Origin of the sequence: Rossellomorea vietnamensis NBRC 101237 (genome assembly GCF_001591825.1) — a bacterium.
GTDB lineage: Bacteria > Bacillota > Bacilli > Bacillales > Bacillaceae_B > Rossellomorea > Rossellomorea vietnamensis.
On sequence record NZ_BCVQ01000048.1, the window covers coordinates 1 to 20,313 of the forward strand.

The 20,313-nt window shown below is 44.2% G+C and carries 22 protein-coding genes; 10 read left to right on the plus strand and 12 right to left on the minus strand.

Annotated elements, in window-relative coordinates; translation table 11 throughout:
* Nucleotides 1–74 precede the first annotated feature (74 nt).
* Together BVI01S_RS18125 and BVI01S_RS18130 are read right to left on the minus strand one after the other, a co-directional pair.
* Nucleotides 75–1,430, minus strand: a complete 1,356-nt coding sequence (locus tag BVI01S_RS18125; RefSeq protein WP_061811147.1) for an MATE family efflux transporter — start codon at nt 1,428–1,430, stop codon at nt 75–77.
* Nucleotides 1,431–1,542: 112 nt separating this feature from the next.
* Complete coding sequence (locus BVI01S_RS18130; protein WP_061811148.1) at nt 1,543–3,303, minus strand: alpha-glycosidase; 1,761 nt, start codon at nt 3,301–3,303, stop codon at nt 1,543–1,545.
* A 292-nt stretch (nt 3,304–3,595) separates the two neighbouring features.
* Here BVI01S_RS18130 and BVI01S_RS18135 point away from each other — a divergent pair, with 292 nt between their 5' ends.
* The 5 genes from BVI01S_RS18135 to BVI01S_RS18155 all read left to right on the plus strand — a co-directional run bounded on the left by BVI01S_RS18135 (nt 3,596) and on the right by BVI01S_RS18155 (nt 9,887).
* Complete coding sequence (locus tag BVI01S_RS18135; RefSeq protein ID WP_034763400.1) at nt 3,596–4,870, plus strand: extracellular solute-binding protein; 1,275 nt, start codon at nt 3,596–3,598, stop codon at nt 4,868–4,870.
* A gap of 149 nt (nt 4,871–5,019) precedes the next feature.
* Complete coding sequence (locus BVI01S_RS18140; protein ID WP_061811149.1) at nt 5,020–6,306, plus strand: carbohydrate ABC transporter permease; 1,287 nt, start codon at nt 5,020–5,022, stop codon at nt 6,304–6,306.
* 1 nt (nt 6,307) lies between these two features.
* A complete protein-coding gene (locus tag BVI01S_RS18145; RefSeq protein WP_034763404.1) occupies nt 6,308–7,150 on the plus strand; it encodes a sugar ABC transporter permease in 843 nt (280 codons plus the stop codon).
* 38 nt (nt 7,151–7,188) lie between these two features.
* Complete coding sequence (locus BVI01S_RS18150; protein WP_061811150.1) at nt 7,189–8,724, plus strand: alpha-amylase family glycosyl hydrolase; 1,536 nt, start codon at nt 7,189–7,191, stop codon at nt 8,722–8,724.
* Between the two features lie 131 nt (nt 8,725–8,855).
* Entirely contained in the window at nt 8,856–9,887 is a 1,032-nt protein-coding gene (locus BVI01S_RS18155) for a LacI family DNA-binding transcriptional regulator (protein WP_061811151.1), read from the plus strand.
* A gap of 67 nt (nt 9,888–9,954) precedes the next feature.
* On the opposite strand, the gene BVI01S_RS18160 is transcribed toward BVI01S_RS18155, so the two are convergent.
* The 5 genes from BVI01S_RS18160 to BVI01S_RS18175 all read right to left on the minus strand — a co-directional run bounded on the left by BVI01S_RS18160 (nt 9,955) and on the right by BVI01S_RS18175 (nt 14,083).
* On the minus strand, nt 9,955–10,827 hold the full coding sequence (locus BVI01S_RS18160) for an SDR family oxidoreductase (protein ID WP_034763409.1): 873 nt from the start codon (nt 10,825–10,827) through the stop codon (nt 9,955–9,957).
* Nucleotides 10,828–10,969: 142 nt separating this feature from the next.
* Nucleotides 10,970–12,322: a CoA-disulfide reductase gene (locus tag BVI01S_RS18165; RefSeq protein WP_061811152.1), complete on the minus strand. Its 1,353-nt coding sequence runs from the start codon at nt 12,320–12,322 to the stop codon at nt 10,970–10,972.
* 69 nt (nt 12,323–12,391) lie between these two features.
* A complete protein-coding gene (locus tag BVI01S_RS18170) occupies nt 12,392–12,883 on the minus strand; it encodes a YajQ family cyclic di-GMP-binding protein (protein WP_034763412.1) in 492 nt (163 codons plus the stop codon).
* Between the two features lie 153 nt (nt 12,884–13,036).
* On the minus strand, nt 13,037–13,168 hold the full coding sequence (locus tag BVI01S_RS22635) for a DUF3941 domain-containing protein (RefSeq protein ID WP_094075248.1): 132 nt from the start codon (nt 13,166–13,168) through the stop codon (nt 13,037–13,039).
* A 57-nt stretch (nt 13,169–13,225) separates the two neighbouring features.
* On the minus strand, nt 13,226–14,083 hold the full coding sequence (locus tag BVI01S_RS18175) for a DegV family protein (RefSeq protein ID WP_061811153.1): 858 nt from the start codon (nt 14,081–14,083) through the stop codon (nt 13,226–13,228).
* 166 nt (nt 14,084–14,249) lie between these two features.
* Here BVI01S_RS18175 and BVI01S_RS18180 point away from each other — a divergent pair, with 166 nt between their 5' ends.
* Complete coding sequence (locus BVI01S_RS18180) at nt 14,250–15,104, plus strand: YitT family protein (protein ID WP_034763415.1); 855 nt, start codon at nt 14,250–14,252, stop codon at nt 15,102–15,104.
* A 54-nt stretch (nt 15,105–15,158) separates the two neighbouring features.
* The gene (locus BVI01S_RS18185) at nt 15,159–15,542 is read left to right on the plus strand and encodes a Gmad2 immunoglobulin-like domain-containing protein (RefSeq protein WP_061811154.1); all 384 of its coding nucleotides are present in this window, start codon (nt 15,159–15,161) and stop codon (nt 15,540–15,542) included.
* A 40-nt stretch (nt 15,543–15,582) separates the two neighbouring features.
* Here the strand turns inward: BVI01S_RS18185 and BVI01S_RS18190 are convergent, their stop codons facing one another.
* From BVI01S_RS18190 to BVI01S_RS18195, 3 genes are all read right to left on the minus strand, one after another.
* Nucleotides 15,583–15,774 (minus strand): DUF3813 domain-containing protein, encoded by a 192-nt coding sequence (locus tag BVI01S_RS18190; RefSeq protein WP_061811155.1) that lies wholly within the window; start codon nt 15,772–15,774, stop codon nt 15,583–15,585.
* Complete coding sequence (locus tag BVI01S_RS22780) at nt 15,774–15,920, minus strand: hypothetical protein (RefSeq protein ID WP_167562130.1); 147 nt, start codon at nt 15,918–15,920, stop codon at nt 15,774–15,776. Before BVI01S_RS22780 ends, BVI01S_RS18190 begins: the two co-directional genes overlap by 1 nt.
* A 109-nt stretch (nt 15,921–16,029) precedes the next feature.
* Nucleotides 16,030–16,845, minus strand: coding sequence for a Cof-type HAD-IIB family hydrolase (locus BVI01S_RS18195; RefSeq protein WP_034763418.1), 816 nt, complete (start codon nt 16,843–16,845; stop codon nt 16,030–16,032).
* A 189-nt stretch (nt 16,846–17,034) separates the two neighbouring features.
* On the opposite strand from BVI01S_RS18195, the gene BVI01S_RS18200 reads away from it, so the two are divergent.
* Together BVI01S_RS18200 and BVI01S_RS18205 are read left to right on the plus strand one after the other, a co-directional pair.
* Nucleotides 17,035–17,808, plus strand: a complete 774-nt coding sequence (locus BVI01S_RS18200; protein ID WP_061811156.1) for a prolyl oligopeptidase family serine peptidase — start codon at nt 17,035–17,037, stop codon at nt 17,806–17,808.
* Nucleotides 17,809–17,892: 84 nt separating this feature from the next.
* Nucleotides 17,893–18,201 (plus strand): metal-sulfur cluster assembly factor, encoded by a 309-nt coding sequence (locus tag BVI01S_RS18205; protein ID WP_034763420.1) that lies wholly within the window; start codon nt 17,893–17,895, stop codon nt 18,199–18,201.
* Nucleotides 18,202–18,258: 57 nt separating this feature from the next.
* Here BVI01S_RS18205 and BVI01S_RS18210 read toward each other — a convergent pair whose 3' ends face one another.
* Together BVI01S_RS18210 and BVI01S_RS18215 are read right to left on the minus strand one after the other, a co-directional pair.
* Entirely contained in the window at nt 18,259–18,951 is a 693-nt protein-coding gene (locus BVI01S_RS18210) for a Crp/Fnr family transcriptional regulator (RefSeq protein ID WP_061811157.1), read from the minus strand.
* A gap of 71 nt (nt 18,952–19,022) precedes the next feature.
* A complete protein-coding gene (locus tag BVI01S_RS18215; protein WP_034763423.1) occupies nt 19,023–19,832 on the minus strand; it encodes an undecaprenyl-diphosphate phosphatase in 810 nt (269 codons plus the stop codon).
* Nucleotides 19,833–20,026: 194 nt separating this feature from the next.
* Here BVI01S_RS18215 and BVI01S_RS18220 point away from each other — a divergent pair, with 194 nt between their 5' ends.
* Nucleotides 20,027–20,206 carry a YjzC family protein gene (locus BVI01S_RS18220; RefSeq protein WP_034763424.1) on the plus strand — a complete coding sequence of 60 codons (180 nt, stop codon included), beginning with the start codon at nt 20,027–20,029 and terminating at the stop codon, nt 20,204–20,206.
* Nucleotides 20,207–20,313 lie beyond the last annotated feature (107 nt).

Sequence of the window (20,313 nt, forward strand, 5' to 3'; positions counted from 1 at the left end):
CGGTGTAACAAGTGATCCTAACTAATTTCCTGGTTGTTCGTCTTTAAAGGCCATCTAAAGGAAGGTCCGTCCCTCTAAACGGCGTTTTTATCAGTTTGGACAAATCGTTTATGGATCCATTTTTTGGATCGCCAGCGTTTGAGCATGATGATGCCCCGCAGCCATTCATCAGCAATGAAGGAGATCCAGATTCCGATGAGCCCGAGTCCGAACCAGATTCCGAGAATGTAGGAAAGCGTCACGCTGACTCCCCACATGGATAAGATCCCCATATATACCGGGAAGCGTACATCACCTGTTGCCCTTAGCGCATTAATGACCACTAAATTAAAGCTTCTTCCCGGCTCGAGAATGATGGTGAGATAGATCAATGTTTTACCAAGGGAAATGATTTCTTCGTTGCTCGTAAATATGCGGAGGAGGGGTTCTGCTGCAACGGAAAAAACTCCGGCCATGATGAGCGAGATGATAATTGCGATCTTTAAGCTCTTCAGGCATCGTTCGTAAGCACTGTCAAAATCCCTGGCGCCGATCATGTGTCCGATGATGATCTGTGTTCCCTGGCTAATGGCGACGCTGAATAAGAAAATGAACATCATCAGATTTTGGGCATATACCTTCGTCGTAAGAGCATTGGTCCCGATACTTGCAATGAAGTAGGTAATAACCATTTGTGACCCGTTATAGGAAAGATGCTCCCCTGCAGAGGGGATGCCTATCCGCAGTAAATTTTTAACGTGAGAGAGAGGTAGATTCAATAGTCTTCTGAATGGAAGAGCAGTGGGTATCCGTTTCTTTATCACGATGATACTTACGATGAATCCGATCAGTCTTGAAGTGATGGTGGAAATCGCCACACCCTCTACGCCTAATACAGGGACACCGAACGGTCCAAAAATAAATAGGTAGTTTCCGATCACATTGATAATATTCATGCCGATTGTGATATACATGGCGTCTTTTGTGTAGCCGTAGCTCCTCATGATGGCTCCTGCAGTCATGATCAATGCCTGGATGAAAGCGAAGCCTCCCACGATTCTTAAATAGGAAGAAGCTTCATCCATCAGTGAACGGGGGAGATCCATTGATGATAAGATCGGCTTACTGAAAAATACAAGGGCGATACTCAATAAGAGTCCGAATAGTAGATTGACGGCAATGGAAACGATCGACACTTCCCCGGCCATGCGATTCTCATCCGCCCCGAGATGTTGGGCCACAAGGATGGCTGTACCCGTCGCAACAAATCCAAACATCACAATGATGAGAGAAAGGATCTGATTGGAGACCCCTACGGCTGCTACCGAATCATCCGAGTACTGACTCAGCATTAACGTATCCGCATTTCCCATCAGCATGTGAAGAAAAATTTCAATGAAGATCGGCCAGGTCAAGGCAAAGAGGGTCATGTTTCTTTGGTTATTGCTCATAGATTTTCTCCTTTAGCTTACCGGGGGCATACACCGGCATTCGTTACATATGAAATAGATAAGGGGACTAACCGTTAAGGTATAGTCCCTCTTGTTTAGGAAGTAAGCATCATTAGAATTTCAAAATGGCAAATCCATACCCGTCGAGTGCCACCTCGATAGACTCTGCTTCTGCGGAAAAATCTTCCCCATTCCACAGATTCGTGATCTTCTTTCCTTTCAACTCAAAAGGAAGGGAGTAGGTGGTCGATTCTTCACTGCAGTTTAATAAAACAAAGATTGTTTCCTCTCCGTTTGACTTGGTGAATGAAAGACAATGCTCATGAAGGTCACCGGGTAAGAACGTCAGATTTCCCTCGTTGCTTAACAGTGGGTATCTCTTCCGGAGGGCGATATGTTTCTGTATATGCCCGAAGAGCTCCTCGTTATGATATTCCTGTTCCCATGGGAAGCATTTACGGCATCCTGGATCCTGTTCACCTGTCAGACCGATTTCATCACCATAATAAATACAAGGTGTGCCGGTAAAGGAGAGCATGAACGTGTAGATTTGTTTAGCACGTCGGATATCTTCGCCGCACTCTGTTAATACTCGTGGTGTATCGTGACTACCGACTAGGTTGAAATTCACTTCGTTTACATTCTTAGGGTACATATGAACGACAGATGTCATGTTTTCTGCAAATTGAGAAGCTGAAATGGTCTGGTGGGCAAACAAATTCAATAGATTGGTCGTAAAAGGATAATTCATGACAGCATCGAATTGATCTCCACGCAGCCAGGGCATGGAATCGTGCCAGATTTCCCCTAAGATATACAGCTCCGGCTTTATACCTTTTACTTCTTTTCGGAATTCACGCCAGAAGTGGTGATCGACTTCATTGGCTACATCGAGACGCCATCCATCGATATCAAATTCCTTTATCCAGTAGCGGCCCACTTCCAATAGATAATTGCGCACCTCTTCATTCTCAGTATTTAACTTCGGCATGGAGGGTTCGAATGCAAAGGTATCATAATTGGGAGGCGAACTTTCGATATCCAATGGGAATTCATGTACATGAAACCACTCTTTATAAGGAGAATCCTCGCCCTTTTCCAGCACATCCTGAAACTGATCAAAGTAAAAGCCGCTATGATTAAAGACGGCATCCAGCATGACTTTGATATCATGCTCGTGACAGACCTTGATTAATTCCTTCAATGTTTCTTTCGTCCCAAACTGGGGATCGATTTCGAAATAATCGATTGTGTCGTATTTATGATTGGAATGCGCTTTAAAGATCGGAGTAAAGTAAATCCCGGAGATTCCAAGCGTTTTTAAATAAGGAATTTTCTGGATCACGCCTTCTAAGTCCCCTCCGAAAAAATTGGTCGGTGTGGGCTCTGCACTATTCCAATCCAGTGTCCCTTCCGGATCATTCTCCGTATTCCCATTTGCAAATCGCTCAGGGAAAATTTGATACCAGACCGTATCCTTCACCCAATCAGGTGCTTCGAAGACATCGATGGTATTCAGGAACGGGAAGCAGAAATAGTCCCCTATATCAGTGGAAGGAGCCTCATTAAATCCCTTTTCTCCATAAAAGACTTCATCCGTTGTGTCATCGAGGAGAAAACCATAGCGAAGCCGTCTGAAAGGAGGGGAGATGGAAGCGAACCAATAATCGAACAACTGGTCCGTTCCGGTTAAAACCATTTCCTTGCGATTATATTGCCATTTTCCATTTTCCCATTGATAGGGATCTCCGTGGAGGAGCGTGACGGTTTCGACGTCTTTTTTCTTCGTGCGAATCCGTATGTGTAATTCATTATTTGTGCAAGCGTATGCATAATTATCTTTCGGTCTATGATAGATGGCTTCCAGTAACATCGTATATCCTCCTCTTATTCATTCCATTAAAGAGTATTCCAAACCAACAATGTTGTCAATGATAGGCAGTCAAACTAGTAAAGCGTTTTCTTTTCTTTTAGGTCATACGCAAAAATTTTCAAAAAAAGTATTGTCAAAGGAGATTTAGTTTGTATAATAAGAAGTAGGTTGTGCAATCGTTTTCACAAGAGAATGTAAGCGATATCTTTAGAGATTAAGTCATAGTATGTGCAAGCGTTTGTTCAATCTAAAACATGAATTAATAGTTTCACCATACTTAGGAGGGGTCGAAATGAAGAAAGCGTTATCATTGCTTATGGTAATCATGCTTGTACTAGGGGCGCTCGCTGCTTGTGGTCCAAACCGTGAGGAAGGATCCGGTGACAAAGGAGAGAAAAAAGCTGACGATGCGAACAAACCTGAAAAACTGGTTGTCTGGGAAGATCAAGAGAAAATCGGATGGCTGGATGAAGTAGGTGCCAAGTTCGAAGAAGAAACTGGTATCAAGGTTGAAGTGAAAGAAGTAGAAATGGCTACTAAGATGAAAGAACAATTACGTTTAGACGGTCCAGCAGGAACGGGCCCGGACGTTTTAACATTACCACATGACCAAATCGGTGAGCTTGCTCTTGCAGGGCATATCGCTCCTTTAGAAGTGGACGGGGACATTGAAAAGCGTTTCACCGAGTCTTCTATGACAGCTGAAAGTTATGATGGAAAGTTATATGGATTGCCAAAATCTTCTGAAACGCCTGTATTTGTATACAACAAGGCGTTAATGGAAGAAGCTCCAAAGACAATGGATGAAGTTTACACTTTCTCTAAAGATTTCACCAAAGACGGAAAATATGGTTTCTTAGCTCTTTGGGATAACTTCTATTTCGCTCATGCACCGATCGGTGGATTCGGCGGATATGTATTTGCTGAAAAAGATGGTGCTTTAGATGCGAAAGATCTTGGATTAAATAATGAAGGTGCCGTTGAAGGTACTGAATATATTCAAAAATGGTACACTGAAGGATTATTCCCTAAAGGAATCATCGGGGAAAATGGCGGATCTGCACTTGACGGTCTTTTCGGAGAAGGAAAAGTGGCATCTGTCATGAACGGACCTTGGTCTTTCCAAGGGTATAAAGATGCCGGCATCGACATTGGTATCTCTGCAATGCCTAAGCTTCCAAACGGTGAGCCGATGAAAACATTCATGGGTGTTAAAGGATGGCATGTGTCAGGCTACTCTAAAAACAAAGAGTGGGCTCAAAAATTCATCGAATTCATCACTCAAGACGAGTATGCTAAATTACGTTTCGAACAAACTCAGGAAGTTCCAACAAACCAAGGTCTGATCGACGATCCTGCGATCGCTGACAATCCTGGTGCAAAAGCGGTTGCCGAGCAATCTCAATACGCGGTTCCAATGCCGAACATCCCTGAGATGGGAGAAGTTTGGGGACCAATGGCTGATTCACTTCAAACGGTTGTAACAGGTAAGCAGGAACCGAAAGCGGCTCTTGATGCAGCAGTGAAGCAAATTCAGCAAAACATTGATGCGAACCACTCTAACTAATCATAATCATAGCGGTACCTTCTCGTATTGAGAGGTACTGCTATCCTTTTAAAGACCTATTCAAGGGCTTTTTAAGGAAAAAAAGCTTTCTTTTCTTAAAAAGCTCTTGAAGCTTATCAAAACTGTGAACGTAGAAAGGGGAATATAGGATGGAGCAACAATCCTATCAAACAAATCATAGAAAAACAGCGCTGGCCCTTTCCCTAATCCCTGGTTTAGGTCAGATGTATCATAGACAGTTTCTAAAAGGCGGATTCTTCCTGATCATGACTGCCGCCTTTATTCTTGTCTTCAGAGATTTGATCGGCTACGGATTATGGGGGATTACGACCCTTGGGACAGATGTATCATACGGAGATCATTCCATTTTCTTAATGGTATACGGTATCTTGGCAATCATAGTATCTATTTTTGGAATCGGTTTTTATCTGTTTAATCTCCGGGATGCGTATAAGAATGGAGAAAAGCGCGACAGGGGAGAGAAACTTAGCACGATCCGCGAGCAGTACAGAAATCTGATTGATAATGGTTTTCCATATCTTATTATGTCTCCAGGGTTCTTACTACTTGTATTCGTCGTCATTTTCCCGATTATCTTTGTCGTTTTACTGGCGTTTACAAACTATGATCTGTATCACTCACCACCGGCTAAACTGGTCGACTGGGTAGGGATTCAAAACTTTGTTGATATCTTCAAGATTGATATATGGAGAGAAACGTTCATCACTGTACTTGCCTGGACACTCGTTTGGACATTCGGAGCGACAACCCTTCAAGTGGCACTTGGTGTATTCCTTGCCATCCTTGTGAATCAAAAGGATTTAAAAGGGAAAGCCATCATCCGTACTGTATTCATCCTTCCATGGGCAATCCCGGCTTTCGTTTCGATCCTGGTTTTCGCCGGAATGTTCAATGAATCATTCGGAACGATCAACCGGGATATCCTGGGCTTCTTCGGCATTGAAGGATTACCTTGGATGACCGAACCGATGTATACACGAATCGCCTTGATCGGAATCCAGGCATGGCTCGGCTTCCCGTTCATCTTTGCCATGACAACAGGGGTGCTTCAATCGATTCCCGATGAACTTTATGAAGCAGCGACGGTCGATGGGGCTTCAGCTTTCCAGAAATTCAAGAATATCACGCTGCCACTTGTCCTTTTTGCAACGGCACCAATCATCATTACACAATATACGTTTAACTTTAATAACTTCAACGTCATCTACTTGTTTAACGGCGGTGGACCGGCCTTAACCGGACAAAATGCAGGCGGGACGGATATCCTGATTTCCTGGATCTACAGTCTGACGATGACATCCGCACAGTATTCGAAAGCCGCTGCCATTACATTATTGTTGTCCATCATCGTCATCACTGTAGCGATCTGGCAGTTCAAGAGAACGAAATCATTCCAAGAAGAGGATATGATGTAATATGAATATGAAGAGACAGAAACTCATACGTTTAACACTTTCATACGTCGCCATCGGAATCATGTTTGCCATCATTCTATACCCGGTTGCATGGATCATTGGATCATCATTCAACCCGGGTCAAAGTTTATCCGGTTCATCCATTATTCCGAAGAATGCCACACTGGCCCATTATAAGGAACTGTTTGATCTCGAGAAAAGCAATTATATGCTTTGGTACTGGAATTCATTGAAGGTCAGTTTATCCACGATGGCCCTGACTGTCCTGCTTGTCAGTTTAACGGCCTATTCATTCTCACGTTACCGGTTTGCCGGTCGTAAGAATGGTCTGATGACATTCTTGATCTTACAAATGATACCGAACTTCGCCGCACTGATTGCGATTTTCGTACTGGCACTATTAACGAAACTTTTAGATACTCACATTGGTTTGATCCTCGTTTATGTTGGTGGTCAAATTCCGATGAACACATGGCTGATGAAAGGGTATCTGGATACGATCCCGAAAGAGCTTGATGAATCAGCCAAGATGGACGGAGCGGGACATTTACGGATTTTCTTCCAGATCGTCATGCCCCTTGCGAAGCCGATCATTGCGGTGGTTGCACTGTTTTCTTTCATCGCACCTTTTGCAGATTTCATCATTGCAAGCATCCTGTTGCGTTCAGAAAAGATGTACACATTACCGGTTGCCCTTTATGATATGGTGGCAAAACAGTTCGGAGCAGAATTCACGACCTTTGCAGCCGGATCTGTACTCATTGCTGTACCGATTGCCCTATTATTCCTGTTCTTCCAGAAATACTTCGTTTCAGGATTGACGGCAGGGGGTACAAAAGGATAATCTTATAGGCGTTACTAACATTTTTAGGAGGAGCGGAGATGAAAAGAAGAGTATTATCTCTCATTTTAGTCCCGTTTCTTCTTTTTTACGCCCTTCCGGTAGGAGCAGTTGAAAAAGAAGAACGCAAATGGCAGGATGAGACCATCTATTTTCTAATGGTCGATCGATTTAATGATGGGGATACAAGCAATGATAAAGATGTTAACACGAAGGATCCGAAAGCCTATCAGGGCGGGGACTTCCAAGGAATCATCGATAAACTGGATTACATCAAGGATATGGGATTCACTGCTATTTGGCTGACCCCCATATTTGATAATCAACCGATGGGTTATCACGGTTATTGGATTACAGACTTCTACAAAACCGAAGAACATTTCGGCTCCATGAAGACATTCAAGAAGCTTGTGGAAGAAGCCCATAAACGGGATATGAAAGTGATGCTGGACTTTGTTGTGAATCATGTCGGGCCGGAACACCCCTGGGTCAATGACCCTGAAAAAGAGGACTGGTTCCATGAAAAACAGCCGATGAACTTCAATAATGAAGAAAGTCTTCAGAATGCCTGGTTATATGATCTTCCCGATTTAAATACAGAAAATCCCGAAGTGAAAAACTATCTATTCGATGCGGCAAAATGGTGGATCAAAGAAACCGATATCGATGGATATCGTCTCGACACTGTACGTCATGTCCCGCAGGAGTTCTGGGATGAGTTCAGCGATGAAGTGAAGTCGGTGAAAGAAGACTTTTACCTGTTAGGTGAAGTGAACGACAGAGATCCGGAAAAAATCGCTGCGTACAATGGGACAGGGATCGATGGATTCGTCAATGTTCCCCAAGCGGAAGAAATGCGCTCCGTCTTCCAAAAACCCGATACGTCCATGGATCGGTTATTCAACTTTTGGAAGTACAATGAAACGTTCTATGACAATCCATATGTGATGGGAACATTCATTGATAATCATGATATGGAACGATTTACGAGAATGATTGTTCAAGAGAAGCTCTTCCCTGGAACGAGATGGAAGCTTGCCCTCACGTATATGTATACAACCCCGGGAATTCCGATCGTTTATTACGGATCTGAAATAGCGATGGACGGAGGGAATGATCCTGACAATCGCCGCTTTATGAATTTCAGGGCTGATAAGGAACTCATGGATTATATCTCCCGGTTAGGTGAAATTCGCCAAGAATATCCCGCACTGACGAGAGGGGATATCACACCGATATACAATCAAGATGGGATGGGAATCTTTAAGCGTACATACAAAGATCAGACCATCGTCATCGCCATCAACAACACGAGTGAAACACAAAATGTTCAATTATCGAAAGACGATCTGGCGGATAACCATGAACTAAAAGGATTGATCAGTGATGACCTGGTCCGCAGTGACAAGGATGGAAATTATCAGCTTGTCCTCGATCGAGAAGAGTCGGAAATCTACTTGCTCAAAAACAAGAGCGGACTGAATTATCCTTACCTGATCGCTTTGGGAATCATGTACTTCCTTTTCTTCCTCTTCCTTTATCTTGTAAAGAAACGTGGAAAAGCGAAGAACAAGTAATGAGTGAAGAGCAGGGCCCTTACGATGAGCCCTGCTGCCATTTTAACCATACAGAATTGGAAGCGTTTTAATTTTATGAATGAGCAGCCCGCCTACGGGTCCGCATTTTTTAATAAAGGGGGGTGGAATATATGGCTGTTACCATCAAGGATGTTGCAAAGCTTGCAAACGTAGCGCCATCCACGGTTTCACGTGTGATCGCAAACAATCCAAGAATAAGTGAAAAAACAAAACAAAAAGTCCGGGAAGCGATGGAGCAACTTGGGTACCATCCCAACTTCATTGCAAGGAGTCTGGCAAATCAGTCCACACAGGTGATCGGACTTGTATTACCGGGTTCCGCCAGTGCTTTCTCGCAAAATCCATTCTTTCCGACGGTCTTAAGAGGATTGAGTGAAGGGGCTCAGGAAAAACAGTATGCCCTTCAAATGTCCACCGGGCAATCTGAAGAGGAAATTTATGAAGGTGTCGTCCAGATGGTACAGGGTGGACGGGTGGACGGAATCATCCTGTTATATTCAAAGGTAGAAGATAAAGTGATGAACTACTTGAAGAATCGTGATTTCCCCTTTGTTGTCGTCGGGAAGCCATATAAATATTGTGAAGAAATCACACATGTGGATAATGACAACTACCGGGCAACGAAAGAAGTGACGGACTACCTCCTCGGACTTAAACATGAATGCATCGGCTTCATCGGGGGAGACCTGAATCTGGTTGTGACGGTCGAGCGTTTGTTAGGCTACGAGAAGTCCCTCCGTGATGCCGGGATCGATATGAAGGAAGAATATATCATACATGAAGAATTCCTTCGGGAAGGGGGGCGTGAAGCCATTAAAGAGCTCATGCAGCTGGAAGCACCCCCGACTGCCCTGGTCGTAGCCGATGATTTGATGGCGCTTGGGGTCTTGAATACATTGGATGAGATGGGCATCCGTGTCCCGGAAGACATCTCCATTGTCAGCTTCAATAATGTCCTCCTGGCGGAAATGTCCAGACCCCCGCTTACTTCAGTGGATATCAATATTTATAACCTTGGGAATGAAGCTGCGAAAAGCCTGATCCAGAAAATTGAGAATCCGAAAGAACCGATCAAGAGAATCATTGTTCCTCACCATCTAGTGACTCGGTGTACCTGTGGTGAACGGAAGGTGAAGTCCTAATAAAAAGCGACTGAAGTGATGACTCCCTCAAAAAAGAAGGGGGTCATGAACTTCAGTCGCTTTTGTCTTATCCGTTGATGACGGTACCGCCATTAACATGAATCATCTGTCCTGACACGTAGCTTGAATCATCACTGGCAAGATACACGTATGCAGGTGCTAATTCAAATGGTTGTCCAGCCCGTCCAAGGGGTGTATTAGCTCCGAATTCCGACACTTTTTGTGAACTGAAAGTCGAGGGTATCAACGGAGTCCAAATCGGTCCTGGAGCGACCCCGTTCACCCTGATGCCGTCTGTTGCGATGTTTTCAGCCAGTGAGCGGGTGAAGCTGACAATGGCCCCTTTGGTAGAAGAGTAATCGATCAGATCCTTGTTTCCTTTATATGCTGTGATAGAAGCTGTATTGATGATCGAGGCTCCCTTCTTGAGATGGGGAAGAGCAGCCCGTGTCAAATAGAACATGGAGAAGATATTCGTTTTGAATGTACGCTCTAACTGTTCATCGCTAATATCCACAAGTCCTGCCTGAGGGTGCTGTTCGGCAGCGTTGTTCACGAGGATATCAAGTTTCCCGAACTCGGATATCGTCTTACTCACGATATCTTTGCAAAAAGTCGAACTGCCCACATCACCTGGTAATAGGATGCATCTGACTCCTTCAGCTTCTACAAGTTCCTTCGTTTTATTCGCATCTTCATGTTCATCCAAATACGAAATCGCTACATGAGCGCCTTCCCTTGCGAAGTACCAGGCAACCGACCGGCCGATCCCACTGTCGCCTCCTGTGATGAGTGCGACCTTTCCATCCAGCTTGCCACTGCCTTTATAGTTTTGATCCGTATGGATGGGCTGGGGGTTCATTTCATCCACCGTACCAGGCTGATGATCCTGGTGCTGAGGGGGAAAAGTCTGCTTCTGGTTTTGTTGTTGTTGAGACAATGAAAACACTCCTTTAAAGGTTTAGGTTATCTTAAGATAGTGTTTACCCGGAAAAAATAATTATTAACGTGTTTTGGGAGGATTCAGCAGGATTTGAGGCCCACTAAAAAAGCAGGCTCCTCATACGGGAAGCCTGCGTGCATCATCTCTTTTTCATTTTTCCTGCAGCCTTATATCCAATCATATTCAACAATCCTTTCGGTGAAGAGAAGGGAGGGGCGTAGCAGGTCTCGATTTCCTGTAGATCGGTGACCGAGAGTCCACCGTAGATGGCAGTGGCCAGGATATCGATTTGTTTATCGACCCCTTCACCGCCTACCACATTTCCACCGAAGATCTTACCGGTCTCAGGACAGAAGTGGACGCGGACATATACGTCATGGGCCCCGGGGTAGTAGCCGGCATGGGATTTTCCTTCATGCACGACGGTTTGATAAGTATAGCCTTTGTCCTTTAATTCTTTTTCTCCAAGTCCTGTTGAAGCGATGGAAAGGTCGAATACTTTAGCAATCGCTGTTCCAAGCATTCCCTTAAAAGGGACAGGATCCCCGGTTACGTGCTTAGCGATTATATAGGCTTGCCGATGAGCCGGCCATGCAAGGGGTACTTGTTTCGGCGCATTGTCAACGAAGTCGATGGACTCGACGACATCCCCGACTGCATAAATGGAATCATCGTCGGTTTGCATGAACTCATTGCTGACGACCCCACCTGATTCCCCGATTGATAAACCGGCATCCTTCGCCAGGTGGTTCTGGGGTTTCACTCCGACTGAGAGAAGGATGAAGTCGGACTGTAACGTTTCCCCGCTGTCGAGTTTTAACGTGTTCTCCGGCAGTACTTCTTTCAGACCATCTTTCGTATACAGCGTTACCCCTTTTTCTGCGATATGATTCTGTAATCCTGCAGCTGTCTCCTCATCAATGATACTGATGACGTGCTCAGACCTTTCGACGATATTCACCTTCATTCCTAGATGAGTGAAGTTTTCAGCCATTTCGACCCCGATGAATCCACCGCCGATGATGGTGCATGAATCAGGTTTGGAGGTTTCCAGGAATTGCTTGATCCTGTCCATATCTTCGACGGTTCTGAGATGGAAAGACGGGATTTGGTCGATCCCCGGAATATCCGGAATAAAGGGGGATGCTCCCGTTGCAAGGACAAGATAATCATAGGTTTCATCGTAATCTTCATTGCGGTCATGATCCCTGATAAGTAAAGATTTCTTTTCGCGATCGATGTTTAACGCTTCATGATGCATTCTGACGTCAATATTCTTTTTTGTATGTAATTGTTCAGGAGTGGCGGCAAAAAGACTTTCCCTGTCTTTGATTACATCTCCCAGGTAATAGGGCATGCCGCAGGCTCCGTAGGATAAGTAAGAGGTTTTCTCGAGCAGGATGATCTCGATATCATTGTCGAGCTTCCTGATTTGAGAGGCTGTCGTCGCTCCACCGCCGACTGCACCGATGATGATGACTTTTTTCTTCATGTTTTTCCTCCTAAATGAAAGAAGTCCAATGGCTTTATTGTACCCATTAGACTTCTTTGGAAAACCGTATTAACGGAAGTTTACGTATTGTACATCAATGGAAAGATCAGCTTCACGGATGGCTGCGATGATTTTTTGGAGATCATCTTTGCTTTTACCGGTAACGCGAACCTGATCATCCTGAACCTGACTCTTTACCTTCACGCCGGAGTTCTTGATGATTGTGTTGATTTTCTTTGCATTGTCTTTGTCGATCCCCTGTACAAGCTTGGCGCGCTGACGGACAGTACCGCCTGATGCACCTTCAAGCTTACTGTAATCAAGGTTCTTCACAGGGACGTTACGCTTGATCAGCTTACTGAGAAGGACGTCCTTCAACTGATTCATCTTGAATTCATCATCAGAGACGAGGACGATTTCCTCACCGTCCAATTTAATGTCACTCTTGCTCCCTTTGAAGTCATAACGGGTTTGAACCTCTTTCAACGCGATTTGAATCGCATTGCTCACTTCTGACATATCCACTTTGGATACGATGTCAAACGAACTTTCCTTTGCCATATGTAACCCCTCCATACTTTTTTCTCTTTTCATTATAGACAAGCTGTGACGGGACATACAACTTCTTTGGTTGAAATGGTGCAGGTTTTTTTAGGGGAAATACAAAAGACACCCCTTCAAGAAAGAACGGGTGCCTTCCGGCCGGTTCATCCCTTACAGATGATCCGTTTTTTTGGAGTATTGATTTTTACCGGCTTTCCGGTTTATTTCTTTGATTTTATTCTTCTCCTGGCGCAGGGCATTGTTGTCCCTCGCCTTTTTTTCGTTATCAGAAGTATGTGGCATGATGATTCTCCCTTCCGTATTGGATCTCGTTATTAGTATGGGGAAGGGGAGAGAAGTTTATGAGTGCTGGTTTAAGAAAAATATGGCTAAGGTCCCTGTCCCTGTATGAGAACCTATGGCGCATCCAATAATACTGATGTAAACGTCCTTCGGTGAAAATTTTTCCTCTATGAGCTGCTTCATTTCAAGAGCGAGCTCTTCGTCGTCCCCATGACTGATGGCGATGACTTGATTTGAAAGATCGTCACCACGTTCTTCCATCACATCTAAAATGCGTTTAAGGAGTTTCTTCTTACCGCGCATTTTTTCAATCGGAACAAGTTTCCCATCTTCCACATGGAGAAGGGGCTTGATATTAAGGAGTCCACCGAGAAAGGCTGAAGCTTTTGAGACCCGTCCTCCTTTTGCCAGATATTCAAGATCTTCTACGGTGAAAAGATGTTCCATATGCTCTGAGTTAAAGCGGGAGGCTTCGATGATTTCTTCTTTTGTCCCGCCGTTGTTCAGGAGTTCGGCCGCTTTCATGACGACCAATCCATATCCGAGTGATGCACATTTCGAATCGATGATGGTCAAATCAAGATCAGGGTGATCTTCTTTAACCTGATCCCGGATCATGACAGCCGTTTGATACGTGCCTGATAATTGGGAGGAGAAGGCAATGTAAATGCCGGATTGATTCGATTCTGCAAGCTGTGTGAACTTTTTCAGGAATAGATCCGGTGAGACTTGGGACGTTTTCGGCATATGTCCGTCCCTGATTTTATCGAATACGGATTTCGGTTCAATGGTGATCAAGTCCTCGTAGTCCTGACCATCTATATGTACTTTAAGCGGAAGAAGCTCTATGTTGTGTTCGTTGAAATAGGCAGCGGGAAGGTCGCTTGCACTATCAGCAAATAATTTTACTGTCATCCTCATCATCCTTTGACTTATCTTTATAGCTTTAGTCTAGCGATTTTTAGTGAAAATAACAATCGATTGAACATGAATTTGGATAAAAAGATGAATAGTAGAGGGAGTTTAGGTAAGATGAAATGTGGAACATAGAAAATAACAACAAGATGCAGGAGGTATGTGTATGTCGAGAGATCATGTTCAATTAGAGGCGAAGAAATTTATCGTGGTCCTGGTGGGATCCCTTTTAGGAGCCATAGCCATGAACTTCTTTCTTATTCCGGCAAATGTGTATGCGAGCGGCTTTACGGGACTTGCCCAGCTGCTGTCGAGCTTATTGAAGGAGTTTGCACCATTTAATATTTCAACCGGTATTTTATTATTCATCCTTAATATTCCCGTCACCATTCTGGGATGGCTCAAGGTAGGCCGTTCTTTTACTGTGTATAGCTTTATTTCCGTGTTTTTGACTTCCTTCTTCCTGGAAGTGCTCCCGGTCATTAAATTATCACCGGATATCCTCCTGAACGCAGTATTCGGCGGGGTCATAGCAGCTGTCGGTGTCGGGATCACATTGAAGTGGGGGGCATCCACCGGGGGAATGGACATTATCGCCATGATCCTGTCAAGAATGAAAGATAAGCCGGTCGGATCGTATTTCTTTTTGATGAATGCCGTCATCATCACGTCTGCAGGGTTCCTGTACGGATGGGAAAAAGCACTGTATACGTTAGTGACATTGTATGCTTCAACTCGTGTCATCGACGCCATCCATACTCGCCATGAGAAGCTGACTGCGATGATCGTCACCAAGAAATCGAATGAATTGCGAGAAGCCATTCATTCAAAGCTCGTAAGGGGAATTACGACTTTGCCCGCTAAAGGGGCTTTTTCCGGAGAGGATAAGGAGATGTTAATCATCGTCATTTCACGGTATGAATTGTACGAGCTTGAACATACGATCAAGGATGTAGACCCAAATGCGTTTACAAATATCGTTCAGACTACCGGGATATTCGGGTTCTTTCGAAAAGATTAGATTCTCATGTTTAACAAATACTATGGGTGAACCCAGATAGAAAGGGGCATCACCTTGAAAGCCATTGTGTATATACTGATCAGCTCAATCCTGTTATTGGGGATCCCCGCCAAATCGGGAGCAGAGAGCGTATTACCCCAGGAACACCCTTCCTTTAAAGATGTAAAGGTAAGGGAGGTCAAAGATCGCTTTACGGTCACTGGGCAAGCCCGTGTATCGAGTGGAAGTTTTTACTATATGGTTGAGGATGGCCATCGGGTTCTCCTCCCGGAAACGCTCTTGAAAGTGAATAAAGAAGCTCCTGCCTGGACGGAGTTTTCCATCATACTCCCTGAATTGAAAAAGAGAAATGGAAAGCTGTTCCTGAATTTATATGAGCGGGATGAGGGGGACGGGAAGATCATTCACAGTTATCTTGTCGTTCTTCCATACAAATAAACAGGGTTGCCCTTTTACGGGCAACCCTGTTTGATTTAGCTTATGAAAGGCGGTTCAACACGTCCTGAAGAGCATGAAGCTGCTTCTGCTCTTCGACATTCGAGTTAGCGTAAGCAGATGACAAAGCATTCTTCGCTTTATCAATGGACATTTGAGCGTTTTCTCCCGTACTGCATGCCTGTTTAGCGGAAGATACAGCGGTACGTGCCTGCTGGAATAGTGGATTGCTCATTATTCCAGCCCCCCTGCACCGTCACCATGTGAAGCAAGCTTCTTAGCCTCTGCTTCTGCATACGTCAGATGATACGGGATACGTTCGTCATGTTTTGATACAGCAATTTTACCTTGTTGTACAAATCGTTTCGATTTTCTACCCATCACTTACCACCCCTTGTGCAAGTTGGAACGCTGGATGCGTTCTCTTCTAGTATGGCTCTCGGAGGCGGAACGTACAGTAAGAAGATTTACCCACCGTTTCCATCAGAATTTATAAGTCGAAGCGTTTTTGCAGATAACGCCCGATGCCATCTTCTTCATTCGAAAGTGTCACTTCATTCGCGATATCCTTCAGTGGATCAATGGCGTTACCCATGGCGACACCTGTTCCTGCGTAGTCGAGCATTTCCAAGTCATTGTCTTCATCCCCGAATGCGATGATTCTTTCTTGGGGGATATTCAAGGAAGAAGCCACACGCTCTATCCCGACAGCTTTATTCAATCCGGATTTAACGATCTCTATGATATGCCAAGGTGCTGCCCAGCGGCGATGGTCGATCAGTTCTGCATGAACATCATCGAGGTGGGCACGAATGTCGGCTACATCCTCTTCCTCAGCATGAATGAGCATGGAGGTTGGGTGATCCGATAATACGTTCCGGATATCACCTGTTGAAATCGAAGGGTTACCCATCATAAATACATCGATGATCTTTTCATCATGATAATGAAGATAGACATCATCCATCACTTCAGCGACGATATTACGGAATGGAAAATCATCACAAGCATTGATGATTTGTTTGGCCACATCGAGATCCATCGGCTCATGATAGACTCCCCATGATGGGTCGGTCGGGTGATGCACGAATGCCCCATTGAAATTGACAATGGGAGTGGTCAACTGCAGTTGTTGATAATACAATTCACTTGCACGAAACGGCCTGCCTGTTGCAATCATCACTTCATGCCCTTTATGGCGCGCTTTTTTTAATATATCATGTGTTTTGGACGAGATTTTCTTCTCATCGGTTAATAATGTTCCATCGAGATCCAGAACAATCAGATGTTTTTCTTGTGAGTTCATGAATACAAATCCCCAATCTTATTGGTATGAAGGCTATTCTAGTGTAGCGTTACACGAAGAAAGTTGTCCACCGCCTGCACATAGATTTTAAGAAATGTTTACATACGCCTTCGATTTAAATATTATACATACTACCAAATCTAGGATATCATAGTAAAGTGAAAAGCAATCAGGAGGGAGAGAACCATCATGATTCTTATTGATAAATCGACTATTCAAACGATCCCATTCCTTCATCTTGTGAGGGAAGAGGACATAAATAAACCGTTACCGACATGCTTCTTTATTCACGGCTTTACGAGTGCGAAAGAGCATAATCTTCACTACGCATACCTTCTTGCTGAAAAGGGGTTCAGGGTGATACTCCCGGATTGTTTAGAGCACGGAGAACGATCTTCTGGAAAGTCAGAGTATCAATTAGGAGAAGTTTTTTGGAAGATCGTGTTGAATACCATTCATGAATTATCCATATTGAAAGAGCACTTTGAAGAAAAAGGACTGATCGCACCAAATGGAATCGGTGTGGCAGGAACATCCATGGGGGGGATCGTTACACTTGGTGCCCTGACTCAATATGAATGGATTTCTTCAGCCGTTTCACTGATGGGGAACCCTACATATGTGAAATTTGCACAGGCCCAGCTCGCTCAAGTGGAATCGCTTGGATATGATCTGCCATTTAGCGAGGGGGAAATCGAAAGCATGATGAGTGAGCTTGCCCATTACGATCTTAGCCTTCAACCCCAGAAGCTCGGGGGCAGACCCCTCATGTTCTGGCATGGAAAGCGCGACAAAGTCGTCCCCTTCCATTTGACCAGGGAATTCTATGACAGCATATTGCCTTATTATGAGGAACGGGAAGACCATCTGCTGTTCATAGAAGATGATAAAGCCGATCACAAGGTTACGAGAGAAGGCGTATTGCGGCTTGTCGAGTGGTTCGAGAAGCATTTATCAGCTTAACCTTTTGTTTTATACGTGGTTATTTGTTAAGATGAGTAATGAAAATGGGTAAGAGACAAGTATAAGCATGAAGGAGTGATTAGCATGGATCAAGATCTTAAAGATAATATGATGGGTGCTTTAGAGCAGGTTGTCGACCCTGAATTAGGAATAGACATAGTGAATTTAGGTTTAGTGTATGATGTGGATCTCGATGAGGAAGGAAAAGCAACAGTCACCATGACCCTTACGTCAATGGGTTGTCCCCTGGCCGGAACCATTGTGGATCAAGTGAAAACAGCACTGAGTGACATTCCCGAAGTGAAAGAAACAGAGGTGGACATCGTCTGGAATCCACCATGGAGCAAAGACAATATGTCCCGCTATGCGAAAATCGCATTGGGAATCAGGTAATACCCGATACAAGAAAAACCCCCTGAAAGGCTTGCTTCAGGGGGTTTTTGGTTTGGATCAATCAATCCGGCAGATGGAGACCGGGCAATTCTCACAGTCAATTTCATTCTTCAAGTATTCCAGATCCAAAATCGTGATGTATCCTTTTTCCGACATAAGGACGTTGTCTTTCTTCAGTTCGCTCAATAATCTGTTCACGACTTCCCTGGATGATCCACAAAAATTGGCCAATTCCTGATTGGTTAAGGGCAGGTCGATCAGGATACCGGTGTTAACGGCTTTTCCGTAGCTATTGGTCATGCGGATCAGGGTAGAATACAGGGCTCCTTTTTTTCCATGAAGGATAAGGTCGCGAAACTTTGTCTGGTTCTGCTGATTTTGAAGCTGTATCCATTTCAGCCATTGTAAGGTCAGATCACCGTTTTGAGAAAGTGTTTCTTCAAACGTTTCTTTCGGTAAAACATAAACCGTCGTGTCCTCAAGTATTTTTGCGCTAAGCATGTAGTAGGCTTCTTTACTGAATAAAGTCAATTCTCCGATGACATCATCCGTTGAACAGATGCGGAGGGATAATTCCCGTCCATCGGGAATGACTTTGCTTATTTGAATCCGACCGTTTTTGATTAAATATAACTCGTGAGCCGCTTTTCCTTCTTGAAACAAGTAACATCCTTTTATTAAGGTTCTCACCGACTTTTTATCGATGAATAATTGTTTTATCTCCGAAGGGAGTTCAATATTCTCACTCATGAGATCACACCGTTTCCATCAAAATGTCTTATTCTAACAAGCTTACCAAAGATACCCGGCGGATAGAAGGGTTATGTGAAGATCAGGACGGCAGCTCCGACCGCGACACAATAAATAGCGAAATATTTCAAGTTCCCTTTTGCCATAATATTCATGAACCACTTCAATGAGAAGTAAGAAGCGATCAGGGAAGCAATGAAGGCAACTGTATATGGAATCGCCATGGAAGCAAGGTTCGGATCACCCATCAAGTCGCTTATTCCAAATACCATGACGCCCACGCTGACAGGTATATAAAGAAGGAATGAGAAGCGCAGGGCTGTTTCTGCCTTCATACCGCTTGCCATGGCAGCAACGATCGTTGCACCTGAACGACTGATTCCGGGGATGAGGGCAACTGCCTGTGCAAGACCGATGATGATTGCGTCCTTTACATTTAAGTCTCCATCATTTTTTCTTCCTCTCAGGTTACGGATCATCCAAAGGGCAATACCTGTAACGATGAGCGTGATCCCTACCGTGATGACAGAAGTAAGATGTTCCTCAATCACATCGCCGAATAATATACCAATCACCCCTGCTGGGATTGTGCCGATCAGTAAGTATATGATGAAATGAAAATCACGTTTTGTTTCGGGTGTTTTCTGCTTGAAATAACCGAGGCCATTTACGATGAGGCGTAAGATGTCTTCCCGGTAAATAATGAGAACAGCGAGTAAAGATGCCGTATTGACCAGAATTTCAAAGGTCAGTGTTGTGTCTTTGATACCAAGGAAATGCTGTGCAAGCAGCAGGTGTCCACTGGATGAGATCGGAATCGGTTCCGTGAACCCTTGAAAAATCCCTAAAAATAAGTATTTCATAATCAAATAAAAATCCATTGTATATCCTCCAAGCTTTTTTTCTCCACATTTTTTAATTTAACACCATTAAGGGAAAGACTGTAAAGCCTTTTTCCGAATGTTAACCGAACCGTAACGGGATTATCATATTTATCCTTCATCTGGCATGCATGAAAGGTCACGCTTGTAGAAAAATAGGAAAGAAGCATCGCTTCGAAAAAGGAGGGGTAAGAATGGGACAGTCACGACAATTCAGGGCCGGAGAAAAGGCACCGAACAATGGTGAGTATATAGAAATCGGTGAAACCGGGAGCATGGTAAAGAATCCGCAAAAACTGCGTTTGAAAGCAGGGGACAGGTTTCCTGAGAACTCCAACCATAACCGCCTATGGTCGTATATGAGAAAACCTTAACCATCTGGAACAAGGGTGCCCCGTTCAAGGCAATCCTTGTTCCTTTTTCTTTTCCTTTTTCGAATGAAAGGGATATAATGTCATTAAAGGTCAGTGAAGGTCAAAAT